General features: G+C 32.4%; 22 protein-coding genes. 18 read left to right on the forward strand and 4 right to left on the reverse strand.

Annotated features, from left to right (window positions below):
- The first annotated feature begins 35 nt into the window (after positions 1-35).
- The 4 genes from K4897_RS03030 to K4897_RS03045 are packed head-to-tail and all read left to right on the forward strand — an operon-like array spanning position 36 to position 3,910.
- Complete coding sequence (locus K4897_RS03030; RefSeq protein ID WP_250416619.1) at positions 36-2,636, forward strand: ATP-dependent helicase; 2,601 nt, start codon at positions 36-38, stop codon at positions 2,634-2,636.
- A 12-nt stretch (positions 2,637-2,648) separates the two neighbouring features.
- A complete protein-coding gene (locus tag K4897_RS03035) occupies positions 2,649-3,116 on the forward strand; it encodes a flavodoxin family protein (RefSeq protein ID WP_250416621.1) in 468 nt (155 codons plus the stop codon).
- A 5-nt stretch (positions 3,117-3,121) separates the two neighbouring features.
- A complete protein-coding gene (locus tag K4897_RS03040) occupies positions 3,122-3,490 on the forward strand; it encodes a DUF5518 domain-containing protein (protein ID WP_019266373.1) in 369 nt (122 codons plus the stop codon).
- Between the two features lie 12 nt (positions 3,491-3,502).
- Positions 3,503-3,910 carry a hypothetical protein gene (locus K4897_RS03045; protein ID WP_019264382.1) on the forward strand — a complete coding sequence of 136 codons (408 nt, stop codon included), beginning with the start codon at positions 3,503-3,505 and terminating at the stop codon, positions 3,908-3,910.
- A gap of 2 nt (positions 3,911-3,912) precedes the next feature.
- On the opposite strand, the gene K4897_RS03050 is transcribed toward K4897_RS03045, so the two are convergent.
- Positions 3,913-5,004 (reverse strand): formate--phosphoribosylaminoimidazolecarboxamide ligase, encoded by a 1,092-nt coding sequence (locus K4897_RS03050; RefSeq protein WP_019264383.1) that lies wholly within the window; start codon positions 5,002-5,004, stop codon positions 3,913-3,915.
- 198 nt (positions 5,005-5,202) lie between these two features.
- Between K4897_RS03050 and K4897_RS03055 the strand changes: the two genes are divergently transcribed.
- Positions 5,203-5,742 carry a metallophosphoesterase gene (locus K4897_RS03055; protein WP_019264384.1) on the forward strand — a complete coding sequence of 180 codons (540 nt, stop codon included), beginning with the start codon at positions 5,203-5,205 and terminating at the stop codon, positions 5,740-5,742.
- A gap of 3 nt (positions 5,743-5,745) precedes the next feature.
- Positions 5,746-6,378 (forward strand): RlmE family RNA methyltransferase, encoded by a 633-nt coding sequence (locus tag K4897_RS03060; protein ID WP_019264385.1) that lies wholly within the window; start codon positions 5,746-5,748, stop codon positions 6,376-6,378.
- Here K4897_RS03060 and K4897_RS03065 read toward each other — a convergent pair.
- On the reverse strand, positions 6,375-6,797 hold the full coding sequence (locus K4897_RS03065; RefSeq protein WP_019264386.1) for a hypothetical protein: 423 nt from the start codon (positions 6,795-6,797) through the stop codon (positions 6,375-6,377). The genes K4897_RS03060 and K4897_RS03065 overlap by 4 nt on opposite strands.
- A 136-nt stretch (positions 6,798-6,933) precedes the next feature.
- On the opposite strand from K4897_RS03065, the gene mcm reads away from it, so the two are divergent.
- From mcm to mtaA, 9 genes are all read left to right on the forward strand, one after another.
- Positions 6,934-8,934 carry a minichromosome maintenance protein MCM gene (mcm, locus tag K4897_RS03070; protein WP_019266375.1) on the forward strand — a complete coding sequence of 667 codons (2,001 nt, stop codon included), beginning with the start codon at positions 6,934-6,936 and terminating at the stop codon, positions 8,932-8,934.
- A gap of 104 nt (positions 8,935-9,038) precedes the next feature.
- Positions 9,039-9,446, forward strand: coding sequence for a translation initiation factor IF-2 subunit beta (locus tag K4897_RS03075; RefSeq protein ID WP_004032261.1), 408 nt, complete (start codon positions 9,039-9,041; stop codon positions 9,444-9,446).
- A gap of 22 nt (positions 9,447-9,468) precedes the next feature.
- Positions 9,469-10,521 (forward strand): 60S ribosomal export protein NMD3, encoded by a 1,053-nt coding sequence (locus K4897_RS03080; protein WP_250416623.1) that lies wholly within the window; start codon positions 9,469-9,471, stop codon positions 10,519-10,521.
- 5 nt (positions 10,522-10,526) lie between these two features.
- Positions 10,527-11,486 (forward strand): tyrosine--tRNA ligase, encoded by a 960-nt coding sequence (locus K4897_RS03085; RefSeq protein WP_019264389.1) that lies wholly within the window; start codon positions 10,527-10,529, stop codon positions 11,484-11,486.
- Positions 11,487-11,489: 3 nt separating this feature from the next.
- Positions 11,490-11,699: a hypothetical protein gene (locus K4897_RS03090; protein WP_019264390.1), complete on the forward strand. Its 210-nt coding sequence runs from the start codon at positions 11,490-11,492 to the stop codon at positions 11,697-11,699.
- Between the two features lie 293 nt (positions 11,700-11,992).
- Complete coding sequence (gene mtaB / locus K4897_RS03095) at positions 11,993-13,378, forward strand: methanol--corrinoid protein co-methyltransferase MtaB (RefSeq protein WP_250416624.1); 1,386 nt, start codon at positions 11,993-11,995, stop codon at positions 13,376-13,378.
- Positions 13,368-14,225, forward strand: a complete 858-nt coding sequence (mtaC, locus tag K4897_RS03100; protein WP_019264392.1) for a methanol--corrinoid protein MtaC — start codon at positions 13,368-13,370, stop codon at positions 14,223-14,225. The genes mtaB and mtaC overlap by 11 nt, the downstream gene beginning before the upstream one ends.
- Positions 14,226-14,231: 6 nt before the next feature.
- Complete coding sequence (locus K4897_RS03105; protein ID WP_250416627.1) at positions 14,232-15,836, forward strand: methylamine methyltransferase corrinoid protein reductive activase; 1,605 nt, start codon at positions 14,232-14,234, stop codon at positions 15,834-15,836.
- Between the two features lie 8 nt (positions 15,837-15,844).
- A complete protein-coding gene (gene mtaA, locus K4897_RS03110) occupies positions 15,845-16,849 on the forward strand; it encodes a methylcobamide:CoM methyltransferase MtaA (protein WP_250416629.1) in 1,005 nt (334 codons plus the stop codon).
- On the opposite strand, the gene K4897_RS03115 is transcribed toward mtaA, so the two are convergent.
- Together K4897_RS03115 and tmk are read right to left on the reverse strand one after the other, a co-directional pair.
- Complete coding sequence (locus K4897_RS03115) at positions 16,846-17,397, reverse strand: hypothetical protein (protein ID WP_019264395.1); 552 nt, start codon at positions 17,395-17,397, stop codon at positions 16,846-16,848. The two genes, mtaA and K4897_RS03115, sit on opposite strands and share 4 nt — an antisense overlap.
- Before the next feature lie 4 nt (positions 17,398-17,401).
- Positions 17,402-17,980 carry a dTMP kinase gene (gene tmk, locus K4897_RS03120; RefSeq protein ID WP_250416632.1) on the reverse strand — a complete coding sequence of 193 codons (579 nt, stop codon included), beginning with the start codon at positions 17,978-17,980 and terminating at the stop codon, positions 17,402-17,404.
- Between the two features lie 107 nt (positions 17,981-18,087).
- On the opposite strand from tmk, the gene K4897_RS03125 reads away from it, so the two are divergent.
- Genes K4897_RS03125 through K4897_RS03135 form a run of 3 tightly spaced genes read left to right on the forward strand, consistent with a single transcriptional unit; the run spans position 18,088 to position 24,970 of the window.
- Positions 18,088-20,601 carry a U32 family peptidase gene (locus K4897_RS03125; RefSeq protein WP_250416634.1) on the forward strand — a complete coding sequence of 838 codons (2,514 nt, stop codon included), beginning with the start codon at positions 18,088-18,090 and terminating at the stop codon, positions 20,599-20,601.
- On the forward strand, positions 20,588-22,963 hold the full coding sequence (locus K4897_RS03130) for a U32 family peptidase (RefSeq protein ID WP_250416637.1): 2,376 nt from the start codon (positions 20,588-20,590) through the stop codon (positions 22,961-22,963). Before K4897_RS03125 ends, K4897_RS03130 begins: the two co-directional genes overlap by 14 nt.
- A 54-nt stretch (positions 22,964-23,017) precedes the next feature.
- Positions 23,018-24,970 (forward strand): helix-hairpin-helix domain-containing protein, encoded by a 1,953-nt coding sequence (locus K4897_RS03135; protein ID WP_250416639.1) that lies wholly within the window; start codon positions 23,018-23,020, stop codon positions 24,968-24,970.
- The last annotated feature ends 21 nt before the right edge of the window (positions 24,971-24,991 follow it).

Genomic DNA, 24,991 nt, shown 5'->3' on the forward strand with positions numbered 1-24,991 from the left:
AATATATAATCTTTAAGATAAAAGTTGAGATAAAAATGATAACTGAGCAAACAAAAAGCTATTCAAAAAAACAGATATATAAAACCCTACATCCATGGGTTAGACAATGGTTTGATGAAACTTTCGAAGAGTTTACCCCCGCTCAGAAAAAATCAATTGTAGATATTCACAAAGGGAATAATATTTTAGTTTCATCACCTACAGGATCAGGAAAAACATTAACTGCTTTTTTATCCATACTTAGTGAACTAACAACCCTTTCTCAGAAAGGAAAACTTGAAGATAAAGTTTATTGTATCTATATTTCACCACTGAAAGCTTTAGATAATGATATTGAAAAAAACCTGGAAGAACCTCTTAAAGGTATTGAGAAAATTGCAGGCAAGGATTTGGGAATTAGAAAGGCCGTCAGAACAGGTGATACAACCCAATATCAAAGACAGAAAATGCTTAAAAAGCCTCCACATATCCTAATTACCACTCCTGAAACTTTATCTATTTTACTTGTAGCTCCAAAGTTTAGAGAAAAATTAAGTAATGTAAAATATGTTATAATTGATGAAATACATTCACTTGCTGAAAACAAACGTGGAGTGCATTTAAGTTTATCACTTGAACGTTTACAGCATTTAATCGGACAGTATACCAGAATCGGACTTTCAGCTACAGTCAGTCCTCTTGAAGAAGTAGCTAAATTTCTTGTAGGTTATGAATATGGAGTTGAGCGGGACTGTAAAATCATCAATATAAACTATCTTAAAGACCTTGATATGAAAGTTCTTTGTCCAGTCAGTGACATTATGCTGGCTGACAGTGAAGATACCCGTCTTGGAACATATAACCTGTTGGATGATTTGATTCAGGAAAATAAAACCACACTTGTCTTTACAAATACAAGAAGCGGAACTGAACGTTTTGTTTATAATCTTAAAAAAATGTTTCCAAAAAACTACAATGATGAAAATATAATGGCTCATCATTCCTCACTTTCAAAAGAAGTTCGTCTGGCAACTGAAAGCAAATTAAAAGAAGGAAAACTTAAAGTTGTAGTTTCATCAACATCTCTGGAACTGGGAATAGACATCGGATATATTGATTTGGTTGTTCTTATCAACTCTCCAAAATCCGTTTCAAGAGCTCTTCAAAGAATCGGAAGAAGCGGGCACAAACTAAATGAAAAATCCACCGGAAGAATTATTGTAACAAACCGTGATGATCTGGTTGAATGTTCTGTTTTATTAAAAGATGCAAAAGAAGGCAAAATTGATAAAATAAACATTCCTCAAAACTGTTTAGATGTTCTGGCCCAGCACATTTACGGAATGAGTATTGAAAATCCATGGGACATTGATTATGCATATGATGTAATCAGAAAAAGCTATTGCTACAAAAATTTAACCAGAGATGATTATGAAGATGTTTTAAGCTATATGGCTGGAGAATATGAAGAACTTGAAGAGAGATATGTCTATGCTAAAATCTGGATAAATTATAAGGAAAACACCTTTGGTAAACGGGGAAAACTAGCCAGAATGTTATATTCAACAAACATCGGAACAATCCCAGACAGTTCAGGAGTTTTAGTTAAATGTGATGGTGAAACTGTTGGAAAAATAGAAGAAGACTTTATGGAAAGACTGAAAAAAGGAGATACTTTTGTTTTAGGCGGACGAACATACCGTTTCAATTATGGAAAAGGAATGACAATAAATGTTTCACCGGCAAACGGACCTCCAACAATTCCTTCCTGGTTTTCACAGCAGTTACCATTATCTTTTGATTTGGCTATGGATATTCAGAGATTTAGAGCCCATATGGACACCAGATTCAGATACGGAAAAAGCAAACATGAAATTATGGAGTTTATATATGATTACCTGTATGTAGATGATTTTGCAGCCAATTCAATTTACGAATATTTTGTAGAACAGTACACATATGCCAAAATACCGAGCAATCAGAGGTTATTGATTGAATACTATAAAGGATTTGGTGACAGACGCTTTGTAATATTCCACAGTTTATTTGGAAGAAAAGTAAATGATGCACTTTCAAGAGCAGTAGCTTACATTGTTGCACGACAATACAATACAAATGTTACAATATCCATCTCAGACAACGGATTTTACTTAAGTGCAGAAGGAACACTTGGAGGGTTAGAGGCATTCAGACAGCTAACTCCAGAAAACTTTAAAAATATCCTAACACAATCATTAAATAAAACAGAAACATTAGCCAGCAGATTCAGACATTGTGCAGGCAGGTCACTAATGACCCTTAGACATTATAAAGGTGAGGCGAAATCTGTTGGACGCCAACAAGTAAGAGGAAAAATATTGCTTAAATTTGTTCAGGAAATGGATAATGATTTTTCAATCCTAAAAGAAGCTAGAAGAGAAGCTTTAGAAGATTATATGGATGTCAATAATGCGCTTAAAGTTATCGAATGGATATCTTCCGGACAGATGGAAATCAAAACAATAAACACTGTTATTCCAACACCTTTTGCATTTAATTTAGTTTCACAAGGATATTTGGATGTATTAAACCAAAATGATAAAGCAGAATTTACAAAAAGGATGCATAAAGCTGTTTTAGAACAAATAAAAGAAGAATTAAAAGAAAGCGATTTATAAAAAAGTGATAATATGAAAACATTAATTGTATATTATTCAAGAACACAGCAAACTGAAAAAATAGCTAAAGCTATCCAGAAAGGCCTGAATTGTGACATTGAAGAAATTACAGCTGAAAAAAAATATGACGGAATCATAGGATACATAAAAGGAGGATTTGATGCAGGTGCAAACAGAGTTTGTGAAATCAATAAAGTAACTAAAAACCCTGAAAATTATGATTTGGTTATAATTGGAACACCTGTTTGGGCAGCAACAATGGCAACACCAATATACAGCTATTTAAAAGAATACGGCAATCAAATCAAGAATTTAGCTAGTTTTTGTACATGCGGCAGCAGCGGATATGAAAAAACATTAAATAAAATAGCTAAAACAACTGGAAAAACTCCAATAGCTACAATGTATTTAACAAAAGATGAAATGGAAAATCCTGAAGAAAAAATAAATAACTTTGAAAACAAAATTAATAACAGGTGATAAAAATGACTAAATGGGGACCAGTATTTCTTGGTTTTATCCTTGCAGTAATTGTAAAATCATTCTTTGCACATTATGAATTTATAGGATTGCTTCTTGTCGGATTTATAGTAGGATACATATGTCATGACGGAGCAATAAGCGGAATGTGGAATGCTGCAGTTGCAGGAGCATTTGGAACCATAGTAGCTGCAATATTATTTGTTATAATTGCAACCTTTGGAGGAGCACTATTTGGAATCTTTGGAGGTTTGGTTGGATTTACAGTATCCGGAATTACAACCGTCTTCATAGTTTTAGGATATTTAATATACTATGCAATAGTCATGGGTATTGCTGGTGGTGTTGGAGGATTACTTTCTTCTAAAAAATAAGGGGAAAAATATATGGATTTTAAAAATTTTATTGATTGGAAATCATTTATAATGGGTGCTGCATTTGCTTCATTTATCTGTGTTGTTGCAGCACAATATCAATTAGACTGGTTATATGCATTTGCAGCTATTGGTCTGCTTTATGTAGGTTATAAAGCTAAAAATATGAAATGGGGTGCTATTTTAGGTGCAATAGCAGCAACACCATTATTTGTACTTGCAGCATATGGTGTTTTTGGACCTCTTTCAGACAGTTCTGTTGATCCGCAGGTAACTATGTTGATTACACTTATTGTAGTGCTTATAGTTGGAGCATTAGTTGGTTTTGTTGGAGCATACACTTACAGAAACAGACAAAGAGCAATTGCTGCAAAAGAAAAACAAGCAAAAATAGGTAAAAATAAAAAAGGAAAAAAATAATCTTAAGTTATTATTTTTTCCAATTCTTCTTTTTTAATCGCATTTTTAATTTCAAGGGCTATTCTTCTACCCATACTCATAGGTTTTCCATAAGTCAGATAACTGTAAGGTGAACCTCCCATAAATGTATTGGTTCCGCCATCAGTTCTGGCACTTATTTCAAAACAGATCACTTCTAAATTATCATTCACTAAAGTTTGCATACAGAACGGACCATTCAATCCAGGAGCAACAAGTTTTTTAGCACTTTCCACCAATTTATCAGCCATTTCAAATACTTGAGGAAGTAATGATTCCCTAATAACTGCCGGATGATTACCAGTAACTACATAAGAAGGGCTTAAATCAATATCCAATTGATCTTTTGCAGGCATTCTTACAAAACCATCAATACTGGATTCATATCTTGTATCCATACCTAATAATTCAACCTTATCTTCCAATGCGGAGTAGAAATAATGTATACAATAATTACAGCCAGAAACATATTCTTCAATATGTGCATTAGCTACATCTGCATCTTCTAACCATCCACGAGATTTCATAGCTTCTATTTTCTTATTGAATTCTTCAGGAGATGATGCTACAAAATAACCCCTCCCTCCCCTTGCACCAGGGAATTTAACCATAACAGGACGGTCAATTTCTGAAGGACTATCATATTTGTAAGGTATTCTTACTTCACCTTCAACAAGAAGTGCTCTTTCCTTGTCTCTTTCAGCTTCCCACCTTAAAATATCCCTATTACCAAACATAGGAACATTAAATTTATCTTCAACATTTTCAAGACCTGCATATGCTACAAATGAACCATGAGGTATAACAATAGCATTCATATCTCTAAGCTTTTGTTGAACATCCTCATTAACAATGTCCTTAAATTTATCAACAATTATATATTCATCTGCAACATCAAAACGTTGGTAAGGTACTTCCCTTCCTTTTTCACAAACAATAGCTGTTCTGAAACCTTCTTCTTTTGCACCTTGTAAAATATGCAAAGAAGTGTGACTTCCAAGAGTAGCTATGGTTATATTATCTTTGTCGTAATTATTCAATATCTCTAAAATATCTTCAAGTTTAACTTCGCCCATTTTAATATCTCCTCAAAGAATTGATATATAATAGTATATAATTTAAGATATTATAACCCTTTTTGTTTTTAAAAAAAAGATTGAACAGAATAGCTTATATTTAAAAAAATAATTAACAAAAATTCAATTAAATGTTAAAAACAAATATTAAAAAGGATAACTGATAAAATAATAAATTAGAAATTTTTAAATCATGAGATGAACTTTATGCTAATTGGATTAATATCAGACACACACATTCCAGACAGAGCTAGAGAACTTCCTAAAAATGTAATATCTGCATTTCAAAATGTTGATTTGATATTACATGCAGGAGATTTAACTTCCATGGAAGTAATTGATGAATTAGAAAAAATAGCTCCAACAATAGCTATTCAAGGAAATATGGATAGAGCTGCTGGAATAATATTACCCAATGCAAAAGTTATCGAAGCTGAAGGTATAAAAATTGGAATTGCTCATGGTGAAGTATACCCGCGGGCAGACACACAACAGTTACTTTATTTAGCAAAACAATTAGATGCGGATATTTTAGTTACAGGACATTCCCACCAGCCTAAAATAGAACAGATTGATGGCGTTTTATTATTAAATCCGGGAAGTCCTATTGTTCCCAGACTTGCAGATAGAACTGTAATGTTACTTGAAATTAATAATAAAGATGTTGATGTTGAAGTTGTTAAAATTGGAAATCCTGTGTGTAGTGCACTGGATTTAGATAAATTTAAAGGAGAATAAAAAATGGGCAGTCGCTGGCAAATGGAAAAAAAACATGATCCATATTACAAAAAAGCTAAAAAAGAAGATTATCGCTCAAGAGCATCATATAAAATCAAACAATTAGATAAAAAATTCAAACTTATTAAAGAAGGAGATACTGTTGTAGACCTTGGAGCAGCTCCCGGAGGATGGTCTCAGGTAGCTTTAGAAAAAGTCGGAGAAGAAGGTCTTGTAATCGGAGTGGATTTAAATAGAATAAAACCATTTCCTGAAGAAAACTTCCATGGAATTAGAGGAGATTTTACAACATCAGAAGTTCAGGAAAAAGTTATGAATTTAATTGGTGGAAAAGCTAAGGTCGTAATTTCTGATGCATCACCATCATTATGCGGAATTAAAAATATTGACCAGTTAAGATCCATTGATTTGACAAACACAGTTATTGGAATAGCTGATAATATTTTAGAACCTAAAGGAAACTTAGTTATGAAAGTATTTCAGGGTCCGGAATATAAAGACATGCTAACCAGACTTAAAAAGAAATACAGACAGGTAAAAACAACAAAACCACCATCCTCCCGTAAAAAAAGCTCAGAAATGTATGTTGTAGGATTGGATTTTAAACCTAAAAAAAATAAAAAAAGTAAAGATTAAAGATTATTGTATGCTACTGTAGCATTCTGTAATTTTTCTTTAGCAAAATCTATTCTACTATCAACTTCATTTGATGATTTACCAGAATCCAATGCACTTTGAACATTTTGAATAGCAGAATCCGCTTTTGTTAATTCCAATCTTGCATCATTATATTTTTGAACTTGAGATGTATCACCATTATTATAATACAAAGATTTTACACTATCAAATTGTGATTCCAAATCACTATATGAAGATTTCAATTCAGCAAGTTCATCATATTGATTACCAGAAGAAATTTCATTAGTAATTCCTGATGAAACCATACTAAATCCAACATATGCCACAACAACAATTGTTGAAATAATCATTATGATTCCAACAACAGAAATAAGCATGGATGTGGATTTAAATAAATTTAATCTAGATTTTCTCATATTATCCTCATTTTATTAAATAAAAAAACTATCTAATAATTTAATAATATTTTTACTTGTTATTACTATATAATATTTTACTTATCAAATGCTCAATACAATATTTTTTAAAGTATGAAAAATTAATAATATTTTAATGAATGCTAGTACAAAATCACGAACATCTGTTGCAAAATTCGAGGAATTTTTCTCTACAACATACAAAGATGATGTATTTGAAATCCTTGAAAAATACCCTGATGAAAGGTCACTTACTGTAGATTACAATGATTTAGAAATGTTTGACCCTGATTTGGCAGATTTATTAATTGAAAAACCTGAAGAAGTTATTGAAGCATCTAAAAGTGCAATAAAAAATATTGACCCATTAGTGAAAGATGCTGATATCAATATTCGTTTTGAAAATCTTTCTAATATAATTCCCTTAAAAACACTATTAAGTAAGTACATTGGGACATTTGTCGCTGCAGATGGAATTGTAAGAAAAACAGATGAAATAAGACCTAGAATTGAAACTGGAGTCTTTGAATGTAGAGGCTGTATGAGATTACATGAAGTAGAACAACGTTCTGACAGCAGGATTATAGAACCTTCTTTATGTAGCGAATGTGGTGGAAGATCATTTAGATTGCTGCAAGAGGAATCAAAATATGTTGATACCCAAACAGCAAGAATGCAAGAACCATTAGAGAATTTATCCGGAGGAACTGAACCTAAACAAATGCTGATGGTTTTAGAAGATGATTTGGTAGACCAGTTAAATCCCGGAGACAAAGTAAGAATTACCGGAACTTTAAAAACATTTAGAGAAGAGCGCAGCGGTAAATTTAAAAACTACATTTATGTGAATCATATTGAACCTTTAGAACAAGAGTTTGAAGAATTGCAACTTACAGAAGAAGATGAAGCAAAAATCATCGAACTTTCCAAAGACCCTAATATTTATGAAAAAATCATCAAATCTACTGCTCCATCAATCAGAGGTTATAGGGATGTAAAAGAAGCTATTGCTCTTCAATTATTTGGTGGTGCTGCAAAAGAGCTTGAAGATGAAACCAGATTAAGAGGAGATATTCATATTTTAATCGTTGGGGATCCGGGTATTGGTAAATCCCAAATGCTTAAATATGTTTCAAAATTAGCTCCAAGAAGTATATATACAAGTGGTAAAGGTACAACTGGAGCAGGATTAACCGCAGCAGCAGTTAGAGACGAATTAGGTGGATGGTCTCTTGAAGCAGGTGCATTAGTACTTGGGGACCAGGGAAATGTATGTGTTGACGAACTGGATAAAATGAGGTCAGAAGACCGTTCAGCACTTCACGAAGCACTGGAACAACAAACTGTAAGTATTGCTAAAGCAGGAATTATGGCTACCTTAAATTCAAGATGTTCAGTTCTTGCAGCAGCTAACCCTAAATTTGGAAGATTTGACAGATTTAAAATACTTGCAGAGCAAATTGATTTACCTTCTCCAATCTTATCTCGTTTCGATTTAATATTTGTTGTTGAAGATAAACCAAGTGTAAAAGGAGATTCAGAACTCGCACAGCACATTCTTCAAATACACCAGCAAAACACTGTGAATTACGAAATTGAACCGGAATTACTTAGAAAATATATTGCATATGCCCGTAAAAATATAAATCCGAAACTTACCGATGAAGCAAACATGGTTTTAAAAGAGTTTTATGTAAGTACAAGGAACAGTTCTGGTGATGAAGAATCTCCAGTTCCAATTACTGCAAGACAATTAGAAGCTATAATCCGTTTAGCCGAAGCTAGTGCCAAAATAAGATTAAAAGACACAGTAGATAAAGAAGATGCAGAAAAAGCTGTGAGATTACAATTAGCTTGTCTTAAAGAAGTTGGTGTTGATCCTGAAACTGGGGAAATAGATATTGATAAAGTAGAAGGAAGAACACCTAAATCAGACAGAGATAAATTACAAAGAATTATTTCTGAAATTGAATTGCTTGAAGAAGAATATGCCGGACAAGCACCAATGAATGTTTTAATATCTAACATGAGTGATAAATACGATATAAGTGAAGAAAAAGTAGATGAAATGGTTAGAAACCTAAAACACAAAGGAGTAATCTACGAACCAACAAACGGTTATCTCAAAAGAGCATAACCTTCTTTTTTTATTTTATATTTTTAATCAAATAGGATAACTTAATAAATGATTAAAATCAAAATTAATATATTATATTTATACTAATTTTACGGAGTGATAATATGGAAGAATACGAAAATTTATTAAATAGAGCAATAGACCAATTACCTCCTGAAGTATTTGAACACAAAAGATTTAAAATTCCTAAAGCTTATTCAGATATACAAGGTAACAGAACTTTTATAAAAAACTTTAAAGATGTTGCTGAAGACTTAAACAGAGACCCACAACATGTATTAAAATTTTTATTAAGAGAATTAGGTACTGCAGGTAATTTAGAAGGTTCAAGAGCAATTTTACAAGGTAAATTTACACATTACTTAATCAATGAAAGATTAGAAGATTATGTGGAAAAATATGTTATTTGCCACGAATGTAACAGACCAGATACTAAAATTATCAGGGAAGATAGGATATTCATATTAAAATGTGCTGCATGTGGTGCTAAAGCTCCATTAAAACCATTATAAATCCTATTTTAACTTATTTTTAATGATTTTTATGTTTTGTGTAGAATGCGGAAGCACTGATAAAAAAATGGTTGGAGACATCTGCATTGACTGCTTTTTAAAAGATTTTCAAATGATTGAAATTCCAGAAAATATTAAAGTAGAAATCTGCAGCCATTGCAACAGTAGAATCGAAGAAGGAAAATGGACAGATTCATTTTTACCGGAAGATGAAATAATTTACCGTGCATTAGAGCGAAACATTAAAATCAACGACCTTGTTGAAAATGAAATTATCAATCTTGAAATTGACCAAATAAAAGGAACAATAACTAATTGTTATGTGGAAGTTATTGGAGAAGTTTACGGAGTTCAGCTTGATGAAACCCATGATACTTCTGTAAGAATAATGAAAACAGTTTGTCCAACATGCAGTAAACTTCAGGCAGGTTATTATGAATCAGTTGTTCAGTTTAGAGCAGACAACAGAGATATAAAACCTGAAGAATATGATAAAGCTGATGAAGTTGTTAAAAGAACTTTAGATAAGCAAAGCAAAAGCGACAAATTAGCTTACTGTCCTCAAATAGCCAAATTAAAAGAAGGATATGATTATTATATCGGATCATTGAAAACCGGTAGAAAAGTAGCTGAAAGCTTAAAAGAAGAATTTGGAGGAATTACTAAAGAGTCTCCAAGACTTATCAGTGAAGACAAATCTACAGGAAAAGGCCTTTATAGAATTTGGATTTCAATCAGAATTCCCGAATTTGAAATAGATGATTTTATCAAATATGACAATAAAATACTGCAGGTAAAAGATATTGATAAAAACAGAGTTGTTGGAATAGATATAAGCAATCATAAAAGACATACAATACCTTTAAAAGAAAGTGAAGACATAATACTTCTTAAAAAGTCTGATGAAATTGAAACAACAACAATCATCTCCAAATCTCCAAACAACATTCAAATTCTAGACCCTGCAGATTACTCTGCTGTTGATTTAGATATGATAGATGAATTTAAAGATTCCAATATTGGTGATGAAGTCAAAATTATTAAAATTAACAATTACATTTATTTAATTAAGTGATTAAGATGAGCATTGAAGAAAAGATTCAATTAATTGAGAAAGGAACCTTAGAAGTTATAGATACTGAAGAATTAAAAGAAGTTCTTAAAAAAGAACAGCCTATAGCTTATACCGGATATGAACCTTCAGGTAAAATTCATTTAGGTCATGCAGTAACAGTGCAAAAACTTAAAACCCTTCAGAAGTTAGGTTTTAAAATCAAAATACTTCTTGCAGACTACCATGCTTTTTTAAATGGAAAAGGAAGTGTTGAAGAAATTGCTGAAACTGCACAGTATAATATGAAATGTTTTAAAGCATTAGGTTTAGATGAAACTACTGAATTCATACTAGGTTCAAGTTTCCAATTAACCGAAGATTATGCATCTAAAGTTTATAAATTAGCTACCATGACTACTTTAAAAAGAGCCAGAAGAAGTATGGATCAGGTAAGTCGCCATGACGATAACCCTAAAGTAGCTAGTGTAATTTATCCGATTATGCAAACTGTAGATATGGTTGCTCTAGATGTAGACATCGCTCTTGGTGGAATGGAACAAAGGAAAATTCAAATGCTCGCACGTGAAAACTTGGAGAAAATTGATGAAAAAGTCCCCGTTTGTATTCACACACCATTGTTACATGGTCTTGACGGAGATGCTAAAATGTCTTCAAGTAAAGGAAATTTCATTGCTGTTGATGATTCAGTTGAAGAAATTACCAAGAAAATCAAAAAAAGCTACTGCCCTCAAGGAGAAGTTGAAGGAAATCCAATGATTGAAATAGCTGAAACATTTGTATATCCAAACCAGGAAACTTTACTTATCAAAAGACCTGAAAAATTCGGAGGAGACATTGAACTTACTCATGAACAGTTAATTAATGATTTCTCAAATGGAGACTTACATCCAATGGATTTAAAAAATGGAATTAAAGATTTCTTAATTGAACATTTTGCTCCGGTAAGAGAATATATGGAGGAATAAACAATGGATGAAAAACAGGAATTTGAAATGGGCTTGCCCAATGGTGTAGGAGAACAGATGCTTGCTCATGCTATTGAAAAGTTCGATGTAAAATTAGAACATAGTGAATTTGGACCTAAACTCATAGGAACTTATGAAGAACTTGAAAAAGCTAAAGTTTTCTTATACGAAGCTATTGAAGCCAGATTAAATCAATTAGAAGGTAAAGAATAAATTTTACCTTTTAATTAAATTTTAATTAAAAAAATATAAATAAAATTTTATTTTATAAGAGTCAAATAAAATCACCTATTTGGCAAAAGCTTTATTTTTCAAATAAAAGAAGAATAAACTACCAATTTTAACTATTTTTAATAAAAACATACTATAACTAAAACACCATCATTTTAAAATAAGCATATTATTTTAATTCAAAAACAAAATCCATAACTTAAATTAAATTAAAAAATCAAGACAATTAATTTATATACTTTTAATGATTATTATTAACCATCTGAGGTGATACTATGAAAAGGTATACAAAAATGGAGTACGAAAATCCTGATGAAATGACTTTCGGATTTTCAAAACACCCAGTTAAAACAAAAAATGGATTGGAAATCGGAGCAGGCTATGTTAATCCGATAATCAAAGTTGCTCCAAAAGAAGGAACTGAAAATTCAAAAGACACCATGGTATCAGAATGTAGAAATATTGCAATAAGTGCCTGTCAAAGGGCTGTGAATATCGGATTGCCCTCATTTATTTTAGAACAGGAACATATTGCACAGCAAACTGCAAATCCTGATTGGGCAGGAGAATGTACTCAGGCACAGGTTGAAGTTCTTGAAAAATTCCAGGACGAATATGGAATTAAAACTGCACTTAAAGCTACACCTGCAGATATTAGAGATGAAGCAAAAGGAGAAAATTACAGAACTTCTTCACAATATCAGCAGGTAATGGAAAGTATCGAGCAATGCTGTGAAAATGGAGCATCAATAATCTGTATTGAAACAACCGGAGGAAAATCTGTTTCAGATTACGGAATCTCTCGAGGAGACCCGAGAGCAATATTATTTGGAATCGGAGTTTTAGGCAGTATAGATATGGAATTCATGTGGACAGAAATTGTAAAAATCTGCAGCAAACACAATGTAGTTCCGGGAGGAGATACTAACTGTTCCCAGTCAAATACTGCAATGTTTTTAGCAGGAGGATTATTGGATAAAGACTGTTCTCATACATTGGCAGCTATAGCCAGAGCTATTGGAGCATGCAACAGTTTAGTTGCTGTGGAATGCGGTGCAAAAGGACCTCTTAAAGACTGCGGTTATGAAAACCCTATTGTAAAATCAATAAGTGGAGTTCCTATTGCAACAGAAGGTAAAAATGCTGTTTGTGCACACTCTGACTTAATGGGAAATTTAATAGCCGGAATAACTGACTGCTGGAGTAATGAATCAGTTTATCATAGAGAAGAAATGGGTGGAACAACACCTGAAGTCTGGTTACAGGCAACAGGATATGAAGCTGCATTAATGAATACAGCTATTGAAACCGAAAACAATAAAATATTAAGAGACCTGTACACATTAGCAGACAAATACAGAGACCCGCAAGCATTAATTCTTGCATATGACAACGCACATAGAATTGGTAGTGCTATTGCAGAACATGGTGATGATCCATATCAAAGAAGTATAGCTGGAGCTCTTGAAGCTGGTGCTATCATAAAAGAAGCTGTTGAAGACAAAAAAATGCAGTTAACCCGATTTGAACAGGACAGCCTCAATGGAGCTATGAAAATCTATGAGAAATTACCTGAAGATTCCGGCAAATTCATCAAACAATCATCCAAACGATACGGACGTAAAGTAGAGGACTTTGATCCTAAGAATTATGAATTATAATAAAAAAGAAGGGATTGAAATGACTTATAAAGATTTAGAGGATAAAATAAATCAAAATAAGATAGCTATTAGATACAACATAGTTGTAGAAGGTGCAGCTATAAAACCTGAGGACTATCCTGAAGTAAAAGAAGGATTGCCAACAGAAGAACCATTCAAATCAATAGCTTTAGGAGTGCTCTATGAAGATAAAGCAAAAGTATTAAGCGATGTTAAGGAATCTCTTAAAAATGAGATTTCACCACTGGACATCATAAACAAAGGACTTATGAAAGGTATTGATGCAGTGAGCTTACTTTATACAAAAGGAGTTTATTTCTTACCTGATTTAATGCTTGCAGGAGATGCAATGATGGAAAGTGTAAAAGAATGTGAAAAAGTTCTTGGACACAAAAGTGAAACAAAAGGAACTGTTGTTTGTTTTGTTGCTGAAGGAGATCCGCATGATATCGGTAAAAACTTAATCTTGATGTTTTTAAGAGCAGGAGGATATGAAGCTATCGATTTAGGAAGAGATGTTCCTACCGAGAAAGTTGTTGAAGCTGTTAAAAAGTACCATCCATTATTTATGACCGGTACTGCACTTATGACAACTACAATGACTGCATTTCCAAAAGTTGTAGATGCCCTTGAAAAAGAAGGTCTTGAAGTACCTGCAATAGGATGTGGTGGGGGAGCTGTAAGAAAAGACTATGTTGAAAGTATGCCTATGACAGTATACGGAGTAGAAGCTTACCACACACCAAAATTAGCTGATGCAATCTTGAAGAACCATAAAACATGGGAAGATTTAAGAAAAGAATACAGCGACATTGTAGGAGAATTTGTACCGGAATATTCAAACTAGATAACCATGGTAGAACATTATGCAATAGCTATAGATATTGGAACTAGCGGTATCAGGGCTCAAAGCTACAATTTAACCACAGGTAAAACAATATCTACAGCTATAACTTTAAGACATCCATTGCCTGGAGCCAATGTAGTAGATCATCTTCACTTTGCATTAAATATAGGTCGTGAAACTGCCCATAACATTCTTATAACTACAATAAACAGAGTTATAGCTAATTTAGATATTGATTTAAATAAAGTGGAAAGACTGGCAGTTTGCGGAAATCCAATACAGTTATCCTTATTTAACAATATTGAAATAAGAGATTTGGCTTTTTGGGGAGAAAATGCTCTAAAAGAAAAAAATATAATTCCCCCATCCAGACGGGGAAAAATATTAAATCCTCAAGCAATCGGTTTAGATATTAATCCCAATGCCAAAATTTACATTCCTCCAGCTATTAAACATGAAATTGGAGCAGATGCCTTAGCTATGCTTTATAAATCCGAAGCTTTAGAAAAAGATGAATATTCACTTATTATAGACTTTGGAACAAATGCTGAAATGGCACTGATTGCTGACGGAGAAATTTATACTGCATCAGCTGCAGCAGGACCTGCTATTGAAGGGCAGAATATTGAAAAAGGCCGGCTGGCTTCTCCAGGAGTAATCTGCGATATTAATGAAGAGGAAATGTTCTGGAAAATGAAAATTCTTAATGACAATTTAATAGTTGAAGACGGAGATTTAATTGATCCTGTTAATGGAAATGTCATTAAAAAATCAGACATACAAGCAAAAGGAATTACAGGAACCGGTGTAATAGCTGCATTTAGTTTAGGTAGTGATGATAAAATCATAAAAGACGGCAAAATTAAAGATACAATTTACCTGCAGGACAACATTTATCTAAAAGAAAAAGATATTTCAAATATTGGAAAGGCATTAGGTGCTTTTAGAGCAGGACAGTTAACACTAGCTGAAAGTGCAGATATCCTTTTAGATGAAATTGAAAGTGTATATATGGCCGGAGCTTCAGGATTTTATGTTGATGCTAAAAAATCATTAAACATAGGACAAATTCCGCCCTGCCCCCAACAAGTTTATCAAATTGGAAATACATCATTAGCTATGGCTAAAGATATTGTATTAAACCCCGAATTATTAGATGAATTGCAGAAATTGGCTGATAAAATTGAAAGCAATCATATAATGCTTGCTACTTCTGAAATATTTGAAAAAATATATTCCCTGGAACTGGCCATTTATGAACAGGGAATGCCATTTTGGATGTATAATCAATGGCTGCAAAAATACGGCATTCAGGAAATCCCAAATATTGAAACAGAACCTGAAATAACTAAATTATACCCAAGAGATATTGCAGATTTGGGAGAAAATGATTTAAACACAGTTGATATTGAAAATACATTATCTGCAAAATTTGACAGATGTATTTACTGTATGGACTGTGTTAATTCATGTCCTGAAAATGCTCTGTCTTTTGAGAAAGATGAATTTAAATTAAGAACAGACTTATGTTCAGGCCTTGGCTGTTTAAGGTGTGCTGGAAATTGCAAAGAACATGCTTTTAAATATGAAGAATTTTACAAAGATATATAGTGATTAATATGAATCTAAAAGAAAATCTTGAAAATGCACTTTCAGGTGAAGATGTGGAAGTTAAACCTGTTATAAGTGTAACACAAGCAGGAATTATCGAAGCAATGGAACAGACTAATGCTTCCTGGCCGGAAGCACATACCAATCCTGAGCAAATGGCAATTTTAGGAAGTTCCCTACATGAACTTGCAGGCCTTGAATGTGCAAGAATACCTTTTGGACTTACAGTTGAAGCACAATCTATGGGGGCTGAAGTGAATCTCGGAAACAATGAGCGAACTCCGGAAGTAACTGGAACTCCTTTTGAATCTGCAGATGATATTGAAGCACCAGATGATTTTTTAGAAAATGGGCGTATTCCAACAGTTCTTGAAGCTATTGATATTTTAAAAGAAAAATATGAAGATTTGCCGATAATCGTTGGAATTACCGGACCATTTACATTAACAGGACATTTGCTTGGAATTGAAAATGTCGTAAGATATATGAAAACTGATCCTGATGAAATAGAAATAGCTATGGAAAACTGTCTTGATGCAAGTATGGATTATATTGAAGCAATTCAGGAACATAATGCAGATGTTATTTGTGTAAACGAACCTACAGCATCACCGGAATTAATTGATCCTCTTCAATTTAAATCAATGATTAAACCTAATCTTGAAGATTTGGCTGATTTTATTGATGTGCAAAAAGTATTGCATATATGCGGGTCAACACAACCTATTATAAGTGACATGTCCTCTGTCGGCTTTGACGGAATAAGTATTGAAGAAGCTGTTGACATTCCAAAAGCTAAAGAGAGCATTGAGAATGATTGTGTTATTGTAGGAAACATTTCAACATCTAAAACATTATTGAGCGGAACACCTGAAGATGTAAAAGAAGATGTAAAAAAAGTATTAAGTGAAGATATTGATATTATAGCTCCAAGTTGTGGATTAGCTCCAAAAACACCACTAGCTAATGTTAAAGCACTAGTTGAAGCTAGAAATGAATATTTTAATATTTAAATATTAAATGAAACAATAATTGTAGCTATTGAAGAATCATCACCATAACTATACTTATTTTTTAAATATTCGTCAGATTTAGTTGACGGACTTGATGAAACAACACCATCTAATTTAAAAGGATCCAATTCCGGAAATGGAACAGGAGGTAAAACAAAATATTCATTGCCTTTTTCCAAATTGTAATTATTTAATACATCTTTAAAAATTACAAAATCATCACTTAAAAACATAATATCTTCATCAGCCCTGAATTTTTCCTTATCTTCAGGAGCAAAAACATCATGACCCAATATTTCTCCGTCAAATGTCAGTAAAACAGTAGGAGTTGGGGGAACTCTGAAATATCCTTTTTTAAAAATTACAAAACAGACATCCCTTTTGAAACATTCCTGAACTCCTTCATTAAATACCGGAACCAAATCCTTTGAACGCTGTGCTTCCATATCAATTATCTTTAAAATATCATCATTGGAAAGTTGCCTTACTTCCAAAACACCATCCAAACCACTTATTACATTTACTACATTGTTTAAGACTTCACTCATAATATCACCTAATACAATCCGGACAAATACCCATATACGGGGCTACAGCTTTTTTAACATCTGTTGAGACCTTATTTACCCCAGTACTTGCATCAATTATTTCATGATTGAAATTACTAATTAAATCCAAATAATTAGCTTTGACTTTACTTAAAAATTCCTCATTTTCAAATTCGTCTTTTTTAGAGCATCGATTTACAGAAGTTTTAACATCTACATCCAAAAGTAAAACCAGATCAGGTTCTTTTGCATATTTATTAATCTGTTTAATCCAGTCTGCAGGTTCCTGATAAGCTAAACTAGAAATAAAAGAGCGGTCACTTAAAATAACTTTAGAATCATCATTAAGTTTATCCATAATAAGCATCCTGTCTGCTGCAAACAGCAAACCCAATGTTTTTTGAATTCTGTTAGTTGTTGCATCCGGTCTTTGTAATATCTCTCTAATTAACTTACCAACTTTTGAATCTGTCGGTTCCACAACTGTTTCAACATCAAAACCGTTTTCTTCCAGCCAATATTTTAACAAGTTAATCTGAGTAGATTTACCTGCACCATCAATTCCCTCAAAAACAATGTACATGATTTTTAATTTGAATTAAACTATATTAAACTTTAACTATTTTTTAATTTATTTATATTACAAAAAACATATTTTTAAATGATTAAATCTTAGGGTGTAATAATAAAATGGTTTTATCAGAATTATTAGCTCCAGCTGGATCTTATGATGTGCTTGTAATTGCAGTTAATGCAGGTGCTGATGCTGTTTATATAGCTGGACAACAATACGGAGCAAGAGCATTTGCTAAAAACTTCACAATGGAAGAGATAGAAAAAGCTGTTGAATATGCTCATTTAAATGGAGTTAAAGTCCACGTTACTGTAAATACATTAATAAACAATTTTGAAATAGCTGATGTAATGAACTACCTGTTTAAATTATATCAAATAGGAGTGGATGCAGTTATTGTTCAAGATTTTGGAATATGCTGGCTTTTAAAAACCCTGATTCCTGATTTGGAAGTTCATGGATCAACACAGATGGCATTGAGCAATTACAGCTCCATTAAATGGGCTGCTAAAAACAATATTAAACGGGTTGTTCTTCCACGTGAAATTAATGTAAAACAGATAGCTAAAACACATGAACAGCTGAAAAAAGACAATATCGATATGGAAATTGAAGTATTCGGACATGGTGCATTATGTTATAGCGTTTCAGGAAACTGTTATATGTCTTCATACAACAGCGGCCGCAGCGGAAACAGAGGAGCCTGTGCACAGCCATGCAGACGGGAATACCGTTTGAAATACAGAGGATACAATATTGGAAACGGCTATCTTTTATCAACCCATGATCTGGCTACATACAATAATCTGGACGCAATTTCAGATGCTGGAGTAACCTCTCTAAAATTAGAAGGCCGTATGAAATCCGGAGACTACATCGGAACCATTGTAAACAGCTACCGCAATATACTGGACGGAAATACCGGAGATTATGCCAAAAATTTACATCTTGTATTCAACAGGAAATTTACAAACGGATACATAATGGGAGATAAACCCGGTGAAGTAATGGGAAGAGGCAGTTCAGGTCATGAAGGTTTATACATAGGCGACATTGTAAAAATAGATGGCACTGAAGTTACAATTGAAATCAAAAACAAAGACAATTACATCACACTGGAAAAGGGTGACGGAATAGCTTTTAAATACAACGGCAAAATCAAAGGAATTTATTTAGAAGACATTGTTAAACAGGACGAAAATGAAATTGTAATTAATACAACACGTTTGGTTAAGGAAGGTACTGAAGTATTTATCAGTTTTTCCAAGTCAATTCATGAAAACCTTAAAAAATTCCAAAAAGAAGTTATTAAAAACCATGTCCCACTTTCATTAACCCTAAGCTGGAATGAAGACTTAACAGGATTTGTTAATGTTGAATATTATTTAGATGATGAATTAATCAATTTCAGACATAAAGTCGTAGGCAAATTTGAAAAAGCTAAAAACAAACCTGTTACAAAAGAAAAAATTGAAAAACAGTTATCAAAAACCGGAGGAACACCATTTTATATAGATGAAATCAAATTCCACAATATGCCGGACAGTTTATTTATTCCAATCAGTGAGCTTAACCAGATCAGAAGAGATGTTCTTGTTCAGGCACAGGATTTACTGTTAAATCACTACACCCCAACCAAAAAGTCCGTTAAAGCTACAAGGAAAAAACTGAATAAATTTTATGAAGATTATGAATCTTTCAATAACAACGGCAAAAAGAAAAACCCTAAAATATCCTTATTTATTGATAATTTAGACCAGTTAAAATCAATTTCCGGATTTGACCTTAAACGGGTTTACTTTGACGGAAACTGTTTATACAATAACCCTGAAGATTATTATGAAAATATTCCAAAGCTTTTAGAAGAAGCCCGTCTTATGACTCCTGATGCAGAACTTGTTTGGGTATTATCATCATTTATTAATGAAAAAGAAGCTGTTAAATGCAATGAAATAGTTAAAGAGCTTGAATCAAAAGGAATAATTATTTCAGTTATGGGAGATTTCCCTGGAATGGGTGAGATTTTTGACTGTCCAATTTACGGAAATCATAATCTGAATGTCTGGAATTCATTTACAGTTAAAAATCTTAAAGAAGCAGGATTTGATGGTCTGATTTTATCTTCAGAACTTTCAGGTAATGAAATTAAGCAGTTAGTTTCTAAAAATAATACCTCAGATATTGATTTGGAAATGATTGTAAACGGGAATTTGGAAGTTATTGTAAGTAAGGATGATTTCAGTAACTTAAATGACGGTAAAGATTTCATCATACACAACAATGCAGATTATGCTATTTTAGAAGATAAAAAAAGGAAAAAATTCAAGTATAAAGTTTTATTTGACTACAATAAACAAAGCCACATTATAAACAAAGACTGCTTATGTTTAATTGAAGAAATGAACGAAATTAAACAGTTAGGTATTGATTCCATAATCCTGGACTGCAGATATTCCAATGAAAAATACACAACAAACATATTGTCCATTTATAATGATTCCCTGAAAGACAGAGATGATGAAGAGCTTTCCAAATACAAATACCAGATAATGGATTTCTCACAGTCATATATCAACAAGGGAAATTATATTGAAGGCAGATTACACGAGGACAAACATGAGAATTCCTGAATTGCTTGCACCTGTAGGTTCTATGGATCATCTTAAAGTAGCTATTAATGCCGGAGCCAGTTCAGTATATCTATCTGGAAAAGAATATGGTGCCCGCAGGTTTGCTGAAAACTTTACTTTAAATGAAATAGCCGAAGCAGTTAACGCCGCACACCTGCACAATGTTAAGGTTTATGTAACTGTAAACACATTAATTAAAGAAGATGAACTTCCGGATGTAATAGATTATTTGTCCCACCTATATTCAATAGGAGTAGATGCAGTTTTAGTTCAGGATTTAGGTCTGGTTGAACTGATAAACAAACACCTTCCAAAACTGAAAGTTCATGGTTCAACACAAATGACTGCAGAAAACCAGCTGAAATTAGATTATCTTGAAAGCAAAGGAATTAAAAGAATAGTTCTCCCCCGTGAAATGAGAAAAGATGAAATTAAAAACTTAAAAACAAATATGGAACTTGAAATATTTGTTCATGGAGCTCTGTGCTATTCCTATTCAGGACAATGTCTAATGAGCAGTTTTAAAGGAGGTCGAAGCGGAAACAGAGGAAGTTGTGCACAGCCCTGCCGCCAAAAATACAGATTATCCTGTTTGAACAGTGAAGATTATTACCTCTCACCTAAAGATTTGTCATTATACGATCATTTAAAAGAAATTGCAGAGCTAAACATCAGCTGCATCAAAATAGAAGGAAGAATGAGAAGCAAGGAATATTTGGCTATTGCAGTGAGCAATTATAGGAAAGCCTTAAACAAATTGAAAAGCAATAAAACCAGCAAAAGTGAAGAAATAAGCCTTGCATTTAATAGAGGATTTAGTGAAGGGCAATTTAACTATGCATCTTCAAGAAGTATCCGTTCAGGACATGTCGGTTTAAAATTAGGTAAAGTCTGCAATAGTGAAAACAGCCAAATAGTCATTAAATTAGATGACGGTTTAAAAACAATTCCCCAAAAAGGTGACGGATTATTATTAATAAAAGCAAAAGATGACTACGGATTTGAAATTTCACAAAACCCTCTTTTAACAACATTCAACCATTATAAAAAAGGCAGAAATAAAGAAATTAAAGACATTAACAGAAAAAACAGAGTTTTAATCATTAAAAAAGTAAAGCAGAATAAAAAACACCATTTCAATTTAAACGATTCAACAGCATATCTTACAAAAAGAAACAGATTAACTTCAAAAGTTAAAGAGATTGAAAATAAGGGCAGCAGTTTTATCAAATCCAAATTAATACTTACATTTTCAATTAAAAACAAATATCCCCACTTAAAAGGCAGATTAACTCTTGCAAATAAAAAAGAAATTGAATGTGAAGTTAAAGGAGAAGTTCCATTTGAAAAACCTCTTAAAAGAAGTGTAGATGCTGAAACAATAAAAAAACAACTGTTGAAAGTTGACAAATACCCGTTCGACATTACAGGAGCCAATATTAACTATGACGGAACATTATTTATCCCCCTAAGTGAAATCAATAAAATCAGAAGGGAACTTTTCAAAAAATTAGAAAAGGAAGTGTATCTGCTATACTCAAATAAAAAGATAAAAATACAGCTTGAAAACAAAAGCAATGCTCTGAAAACTGACCAATGCAGTTTATCATATTATACAAATAACTTAAATGATTTGAATAAAATAAATAATGTGGAAAGGGTTTATTTGGAGATACCTCCTGAAGACACATCAATAATAAATCAGAGCAGGGAAGAATACAATATAAATTATATGGTCAGCTATCTGCAAAAGGCTATTGACATTTCCAGAAACAGAGACTATGAATTGGTCTGGAAATGGCCGGACATTGCCCATGACAATTTAATAAAAGTTTTAGGAAAGGTAAGGGGCATATTAAACAAACTTCATTACCATATTGAAATAATGGCTCCTGATTTTACAGGCCAATACGGACCATACTCCATGAACGTAACAAATACACAAACAATAAACAGTCTTGAAAACTACAAAATAATTACATTGTCTCCGGAACTGAAAAAAGAAGATTTGAAAAATATTTTAGACAATTGTAGTGACAATTCCAAATTGGAAATTATTGTTCAGGGATCTGTTGAGCTAATGAAAAGCAGAAACAGATTATTTACTAAAAAAGAATCTAAAAAGTTAAAGAACAACACAGATGACATCTTTCTGATTGATAAGAAAAACAACAGATATCCGATTCATAAAAGCCTATCTAATGAAGAACTTATAATTTCAAACAGTGAAGATATCTCACTTTTAAATGACATTATCTACTTAAAATCAATAGGGCTTGTTAATTTTGCTATTGACGGTCGATGGAGAGATGAAAACTATTTAAATAAAATACAGGAATATAACACAGCTATTGACAAATAAGAAATAATACTTCCCAAATGCTCTAGGGAATTTTGGATATATATTTAAATAAAAATGTATAGAAAAAAGGGTTTGGTTAAAATGCAAGGAGAGAAAGTAACATTGCAAAACATAAAAGGTATTGGAGATAAAATCTCTGAAAAAATATTAAATAGTGTTGGAGGAGAAGAAAATCTTCAAAAAATAGTTGAAAATGCGGATGTTGAAAAAATAGCAAATATTGATGGAATCAGCCAAAGGAAAGCTATTGAAATAATGAACCAGCTATTAAATAATCCTACATATGAGTTTATTAAAAGCGACAGGGCAATGGAGATTTATGAAGACATCATAAACAAGATACTGGCATATTCAAACACTTCCTATTCAAAAAATAGGATTTTACTGCTTTCCCCTTCAAAAGATATGGAAAAAATAGAAAAACAAATCAATTTTGTGATGGATGCAAAAAAACAGGTTTCACAGCTTCCAATAATCAAGTTAAGAGGATTGATGAAAAACTTAAAGGAAGTTGAAAAAGCAAAAGCAGAATATGATGCAAGTAAAGTTATTTTAGTGGAAACAGAAGAAGACAATTCCTACCTTACAGATTTGGGACTTAACCAATATTACCCGATAATTACAGCCAGCGATTCTCCATTACTACAGGAAGAATTGATGAATTATGACCTTATTTTTTATGTATATTCACAGGGAATACTTGATTTTGAAGGAATGCCAAACCTTGTAATGATTAATATTGAAGAAAATGATTATGAAATTGTTCCTGAAAAGATAATAAACTTCTTTACACATAACCAGAACCTTTTTAACAGAGTTTATGAAATACAAAAAATCAGAGGTCGGGAAACAATTTTGGGAGAAATTATCCCCATTATTGATGAACTTAATGTTATTGATAAAAGAGAAGTGGATATTGAAGAATTAGTTAATTCTTTGAAAAAGGATATGGATGAAGAATTAGAAAATGCCATACAAAATGTTGATCTTGAAGGAGATGAAATTCTTAACCTGCTAAACAAGAACCTTCCTCCAAAGATCAATAAAATATTTGATGAAATTATAAATGAAAGGAAAAAAATTATCAAAGAAAAAACAGGATTTGATTTTGATCCGTATCTCAGAAAATATCCTATTGAAATTGACGACAGCGAAATCCAAAGAATCCAACTGGAACAGTCATCCAAAAAAGAAAATGATATTTTTGATGTTAAAAAAAGTGCTGCCATTGAATTGAACTCCATAAAAGAACAAGCAATCAAAGAAGTTGAAGATGTAATTAAATTTGACTATGAATTTAGCTTAGGCAGCTTTGCATATGAATATGATTTAAATGCTCCTGAATTTGGCGATGAAATAAATTTAAAAGAGGCACTGCATCTGGAACTGGCCCTTAGAAAAGATGATAAAAACACACAGACAATTGATTACAAACTTACAAATGATGAAAACATAGCACTGCTTACCGGGGCAAACAGTGGAGGTAAAACAACCCTTCTTGAAACACTAACCCAAATTTCCATAATGGCACAAATGGGGCTTCCTGTAAGTGCTGCTGAAGCCAAAATCAAATTATTTGATGAAATATATCATTTTTCAAAGAAAAGATCACTGGATGCCGGGGCTTTTGAATCCTTTTTAAATGTATTTATTCCAATTGTAACAACAGAAAGTGAAAAATTGGTATTGCTTGACGAACTTGAAGGAATAACAGAACTGGAAGCTGCAGTTAAAATCATTTCAACATTTATAGACATGATTAAAGAATCCAATTCCTACGGAATAATTGTAACACATATGGCCAGAGAACTGATGAATTACACAGATATTCGTGTAGACGGTATTGAAGCAAAAGGATTAGATGAAAATTATAATCTGATAGTGGACAGAACTCCGAAAATGAATTTCCTTGCAAAAAGTACTCCTGAACTTATCTTAAAAAGGATTTATGAAAAGTCAGATGATAATCTGAAACAGGTATATGCAAGAATCCTGGAGAAATTTTAAGATATTAATATATAGAAGTTT

Origin of the sequence: Methanobrevibacter sp. TLL-48-HuF1 (assembly GCF_023617305.1) — an archaeon.
Lineage (GTDB): Archaea > Methanobacteriota > Methanobacteria > Methanobacteriales > Methanobacteriaceae > Methanocatella > Methanocatella intestini.

Coding starts and splice junctions, on each gene's coding strand:
- K4897_RS03030 (WP_250416619.1), top strand. CDS start 36: ATGATAACTGAGCAAACAAAAAGCTATTCAAAAAAACAGATATATAAA.
- K4897_RS03035 (WP_250416621.1), top strand. CDS start 2,649: ATGAAAACATTAATTGTATATTATTCAAGAACACAGCAAACTGAAAAA.
- K4897_RS03040 (WP_019266373.1), top strand. CDS start 3,122: ATGACTAAATGGGGACCAGTATTTCTTGGTTTTATCCTTGCAGTAATT.
- K4897_RS03045 (WP_019264382.1), top strand. CDS start 3,503: ATGGATTTTAAAAATTTTATTGATTGGAAATCATTTATAATGGGTGCT.
- K4897_RS03050 (WP_019264383.1), bottom strand. CDS start 5,004: ATGGGCGAAGTTAAACTTGAAGATATTTTAGAGATATTGAATAATTAC.
- K4897_RS03055 (WP_019264384.1), top strand. CDS start 5,203: ATGAACTTTATGCTAATTGGATTAATATCAGACACACACATTCCAGAC.
- K4897_RS03060 (WP_019264385.1), top strand. CDS start 5,746: ATGGGCAGTCGCTGGCAAATGGAAAAAAAACATGATCCATATTACAAA.
- K4897_RS03065 (WP_019264386.1), bottom strand. CDS start 6,797: ATGAGAAAATCTAGATTAAATTTATTTAAATCCACATCCATGCTTATT.
- mcm (WP_019266375.1), top strand. CDS start 6,934: ATGAATGCTAGTACAAAATCACGAACATCTGTTGCAAAATTCGAGGAA.
- K4897_RS03075 (WP_004032261.1), top strand. CDS start 9,039: ATGGAAGAATACGAAAATTTATTAAATAGAGCAATAGACCAATTACCT.
- K4897_RS03080 (WP_250416623.1), top strand. CDS start 9,469: ATGATTTTTATGTTTTGTGTAGAATGCGGAAGCACTGATAAAAAAATG.
- K4897_RS03085 (WP_019264389.1), top strand. CDS start 10,527: ATGAGCATTGAAGAAAAGATTCAATTAATTGAGAAAGGAACCTTAGAA.
- K4897_RS03090 (WP_019264390.1), top strand. CDS start 11,490: ATGGATGAAAAACAGGAATTTGAAATGGGCTTGCCCAATGGTGTAGGA.
- mtaB (WP_250416624.1), top strand. CDS start 11,993: ATGAAAAGGTATACAAAAATGGAGTACGAAAATCCTGATGAAATGACT.
- mtaC (WP_019264392.1), top strand. CDS start 13,368: ATGAATTATAATAAAAAAGAAGGGATTGAAATGACTTATAAAGATTTA.
- K4897_RS03105 (WP_250416627.1), top strand. CDS start 14,232: ATGGTAGAACATTATGCAATAGCTATAGATATTGGAACTAGCGGTATC.
- mtaA (WP_250416629.1), top strand. CDS start 15,845: ATGAATCTAAAAGAAAATCTTGAAAATGCACTTTCAGGTGAAGATGTG.
- K4897_RS03115 (WP_019264395.1), bottom strand. CDS start 17,397: ATGAGTGAAGTCTTAAACAATGTAGTAAATGTAATAAGTGGTTTGGAT.
- tmk (WP_250416632.1), bottom strand. CDS start 17,980: ATGTACATTGTTTTTGAGGGAATTGATGGTGCAGGTAAATCTACTCAG.
- K4897_RS03125 (WP_250416634.1), top strand. CDS start 18,088: ATGGTTTTATCAGAATTATTAGCTCCAGCTGGATCTTATGATGTGCTT.
- K4897_RS03130 (WP_250416637.1), top strand. CDS start 20,588: ATGAGAATTCCTGAATTGCTTGCACCTGTAGGTTCTATGGATCATCTT.
- K4897_RS03135 (WP_250416639.1), top strand. CDS start 23,018: ATGTATAGAAAAAAGGGTTTGGTTAAAATGCAAGGAGAGAAAGTAACA.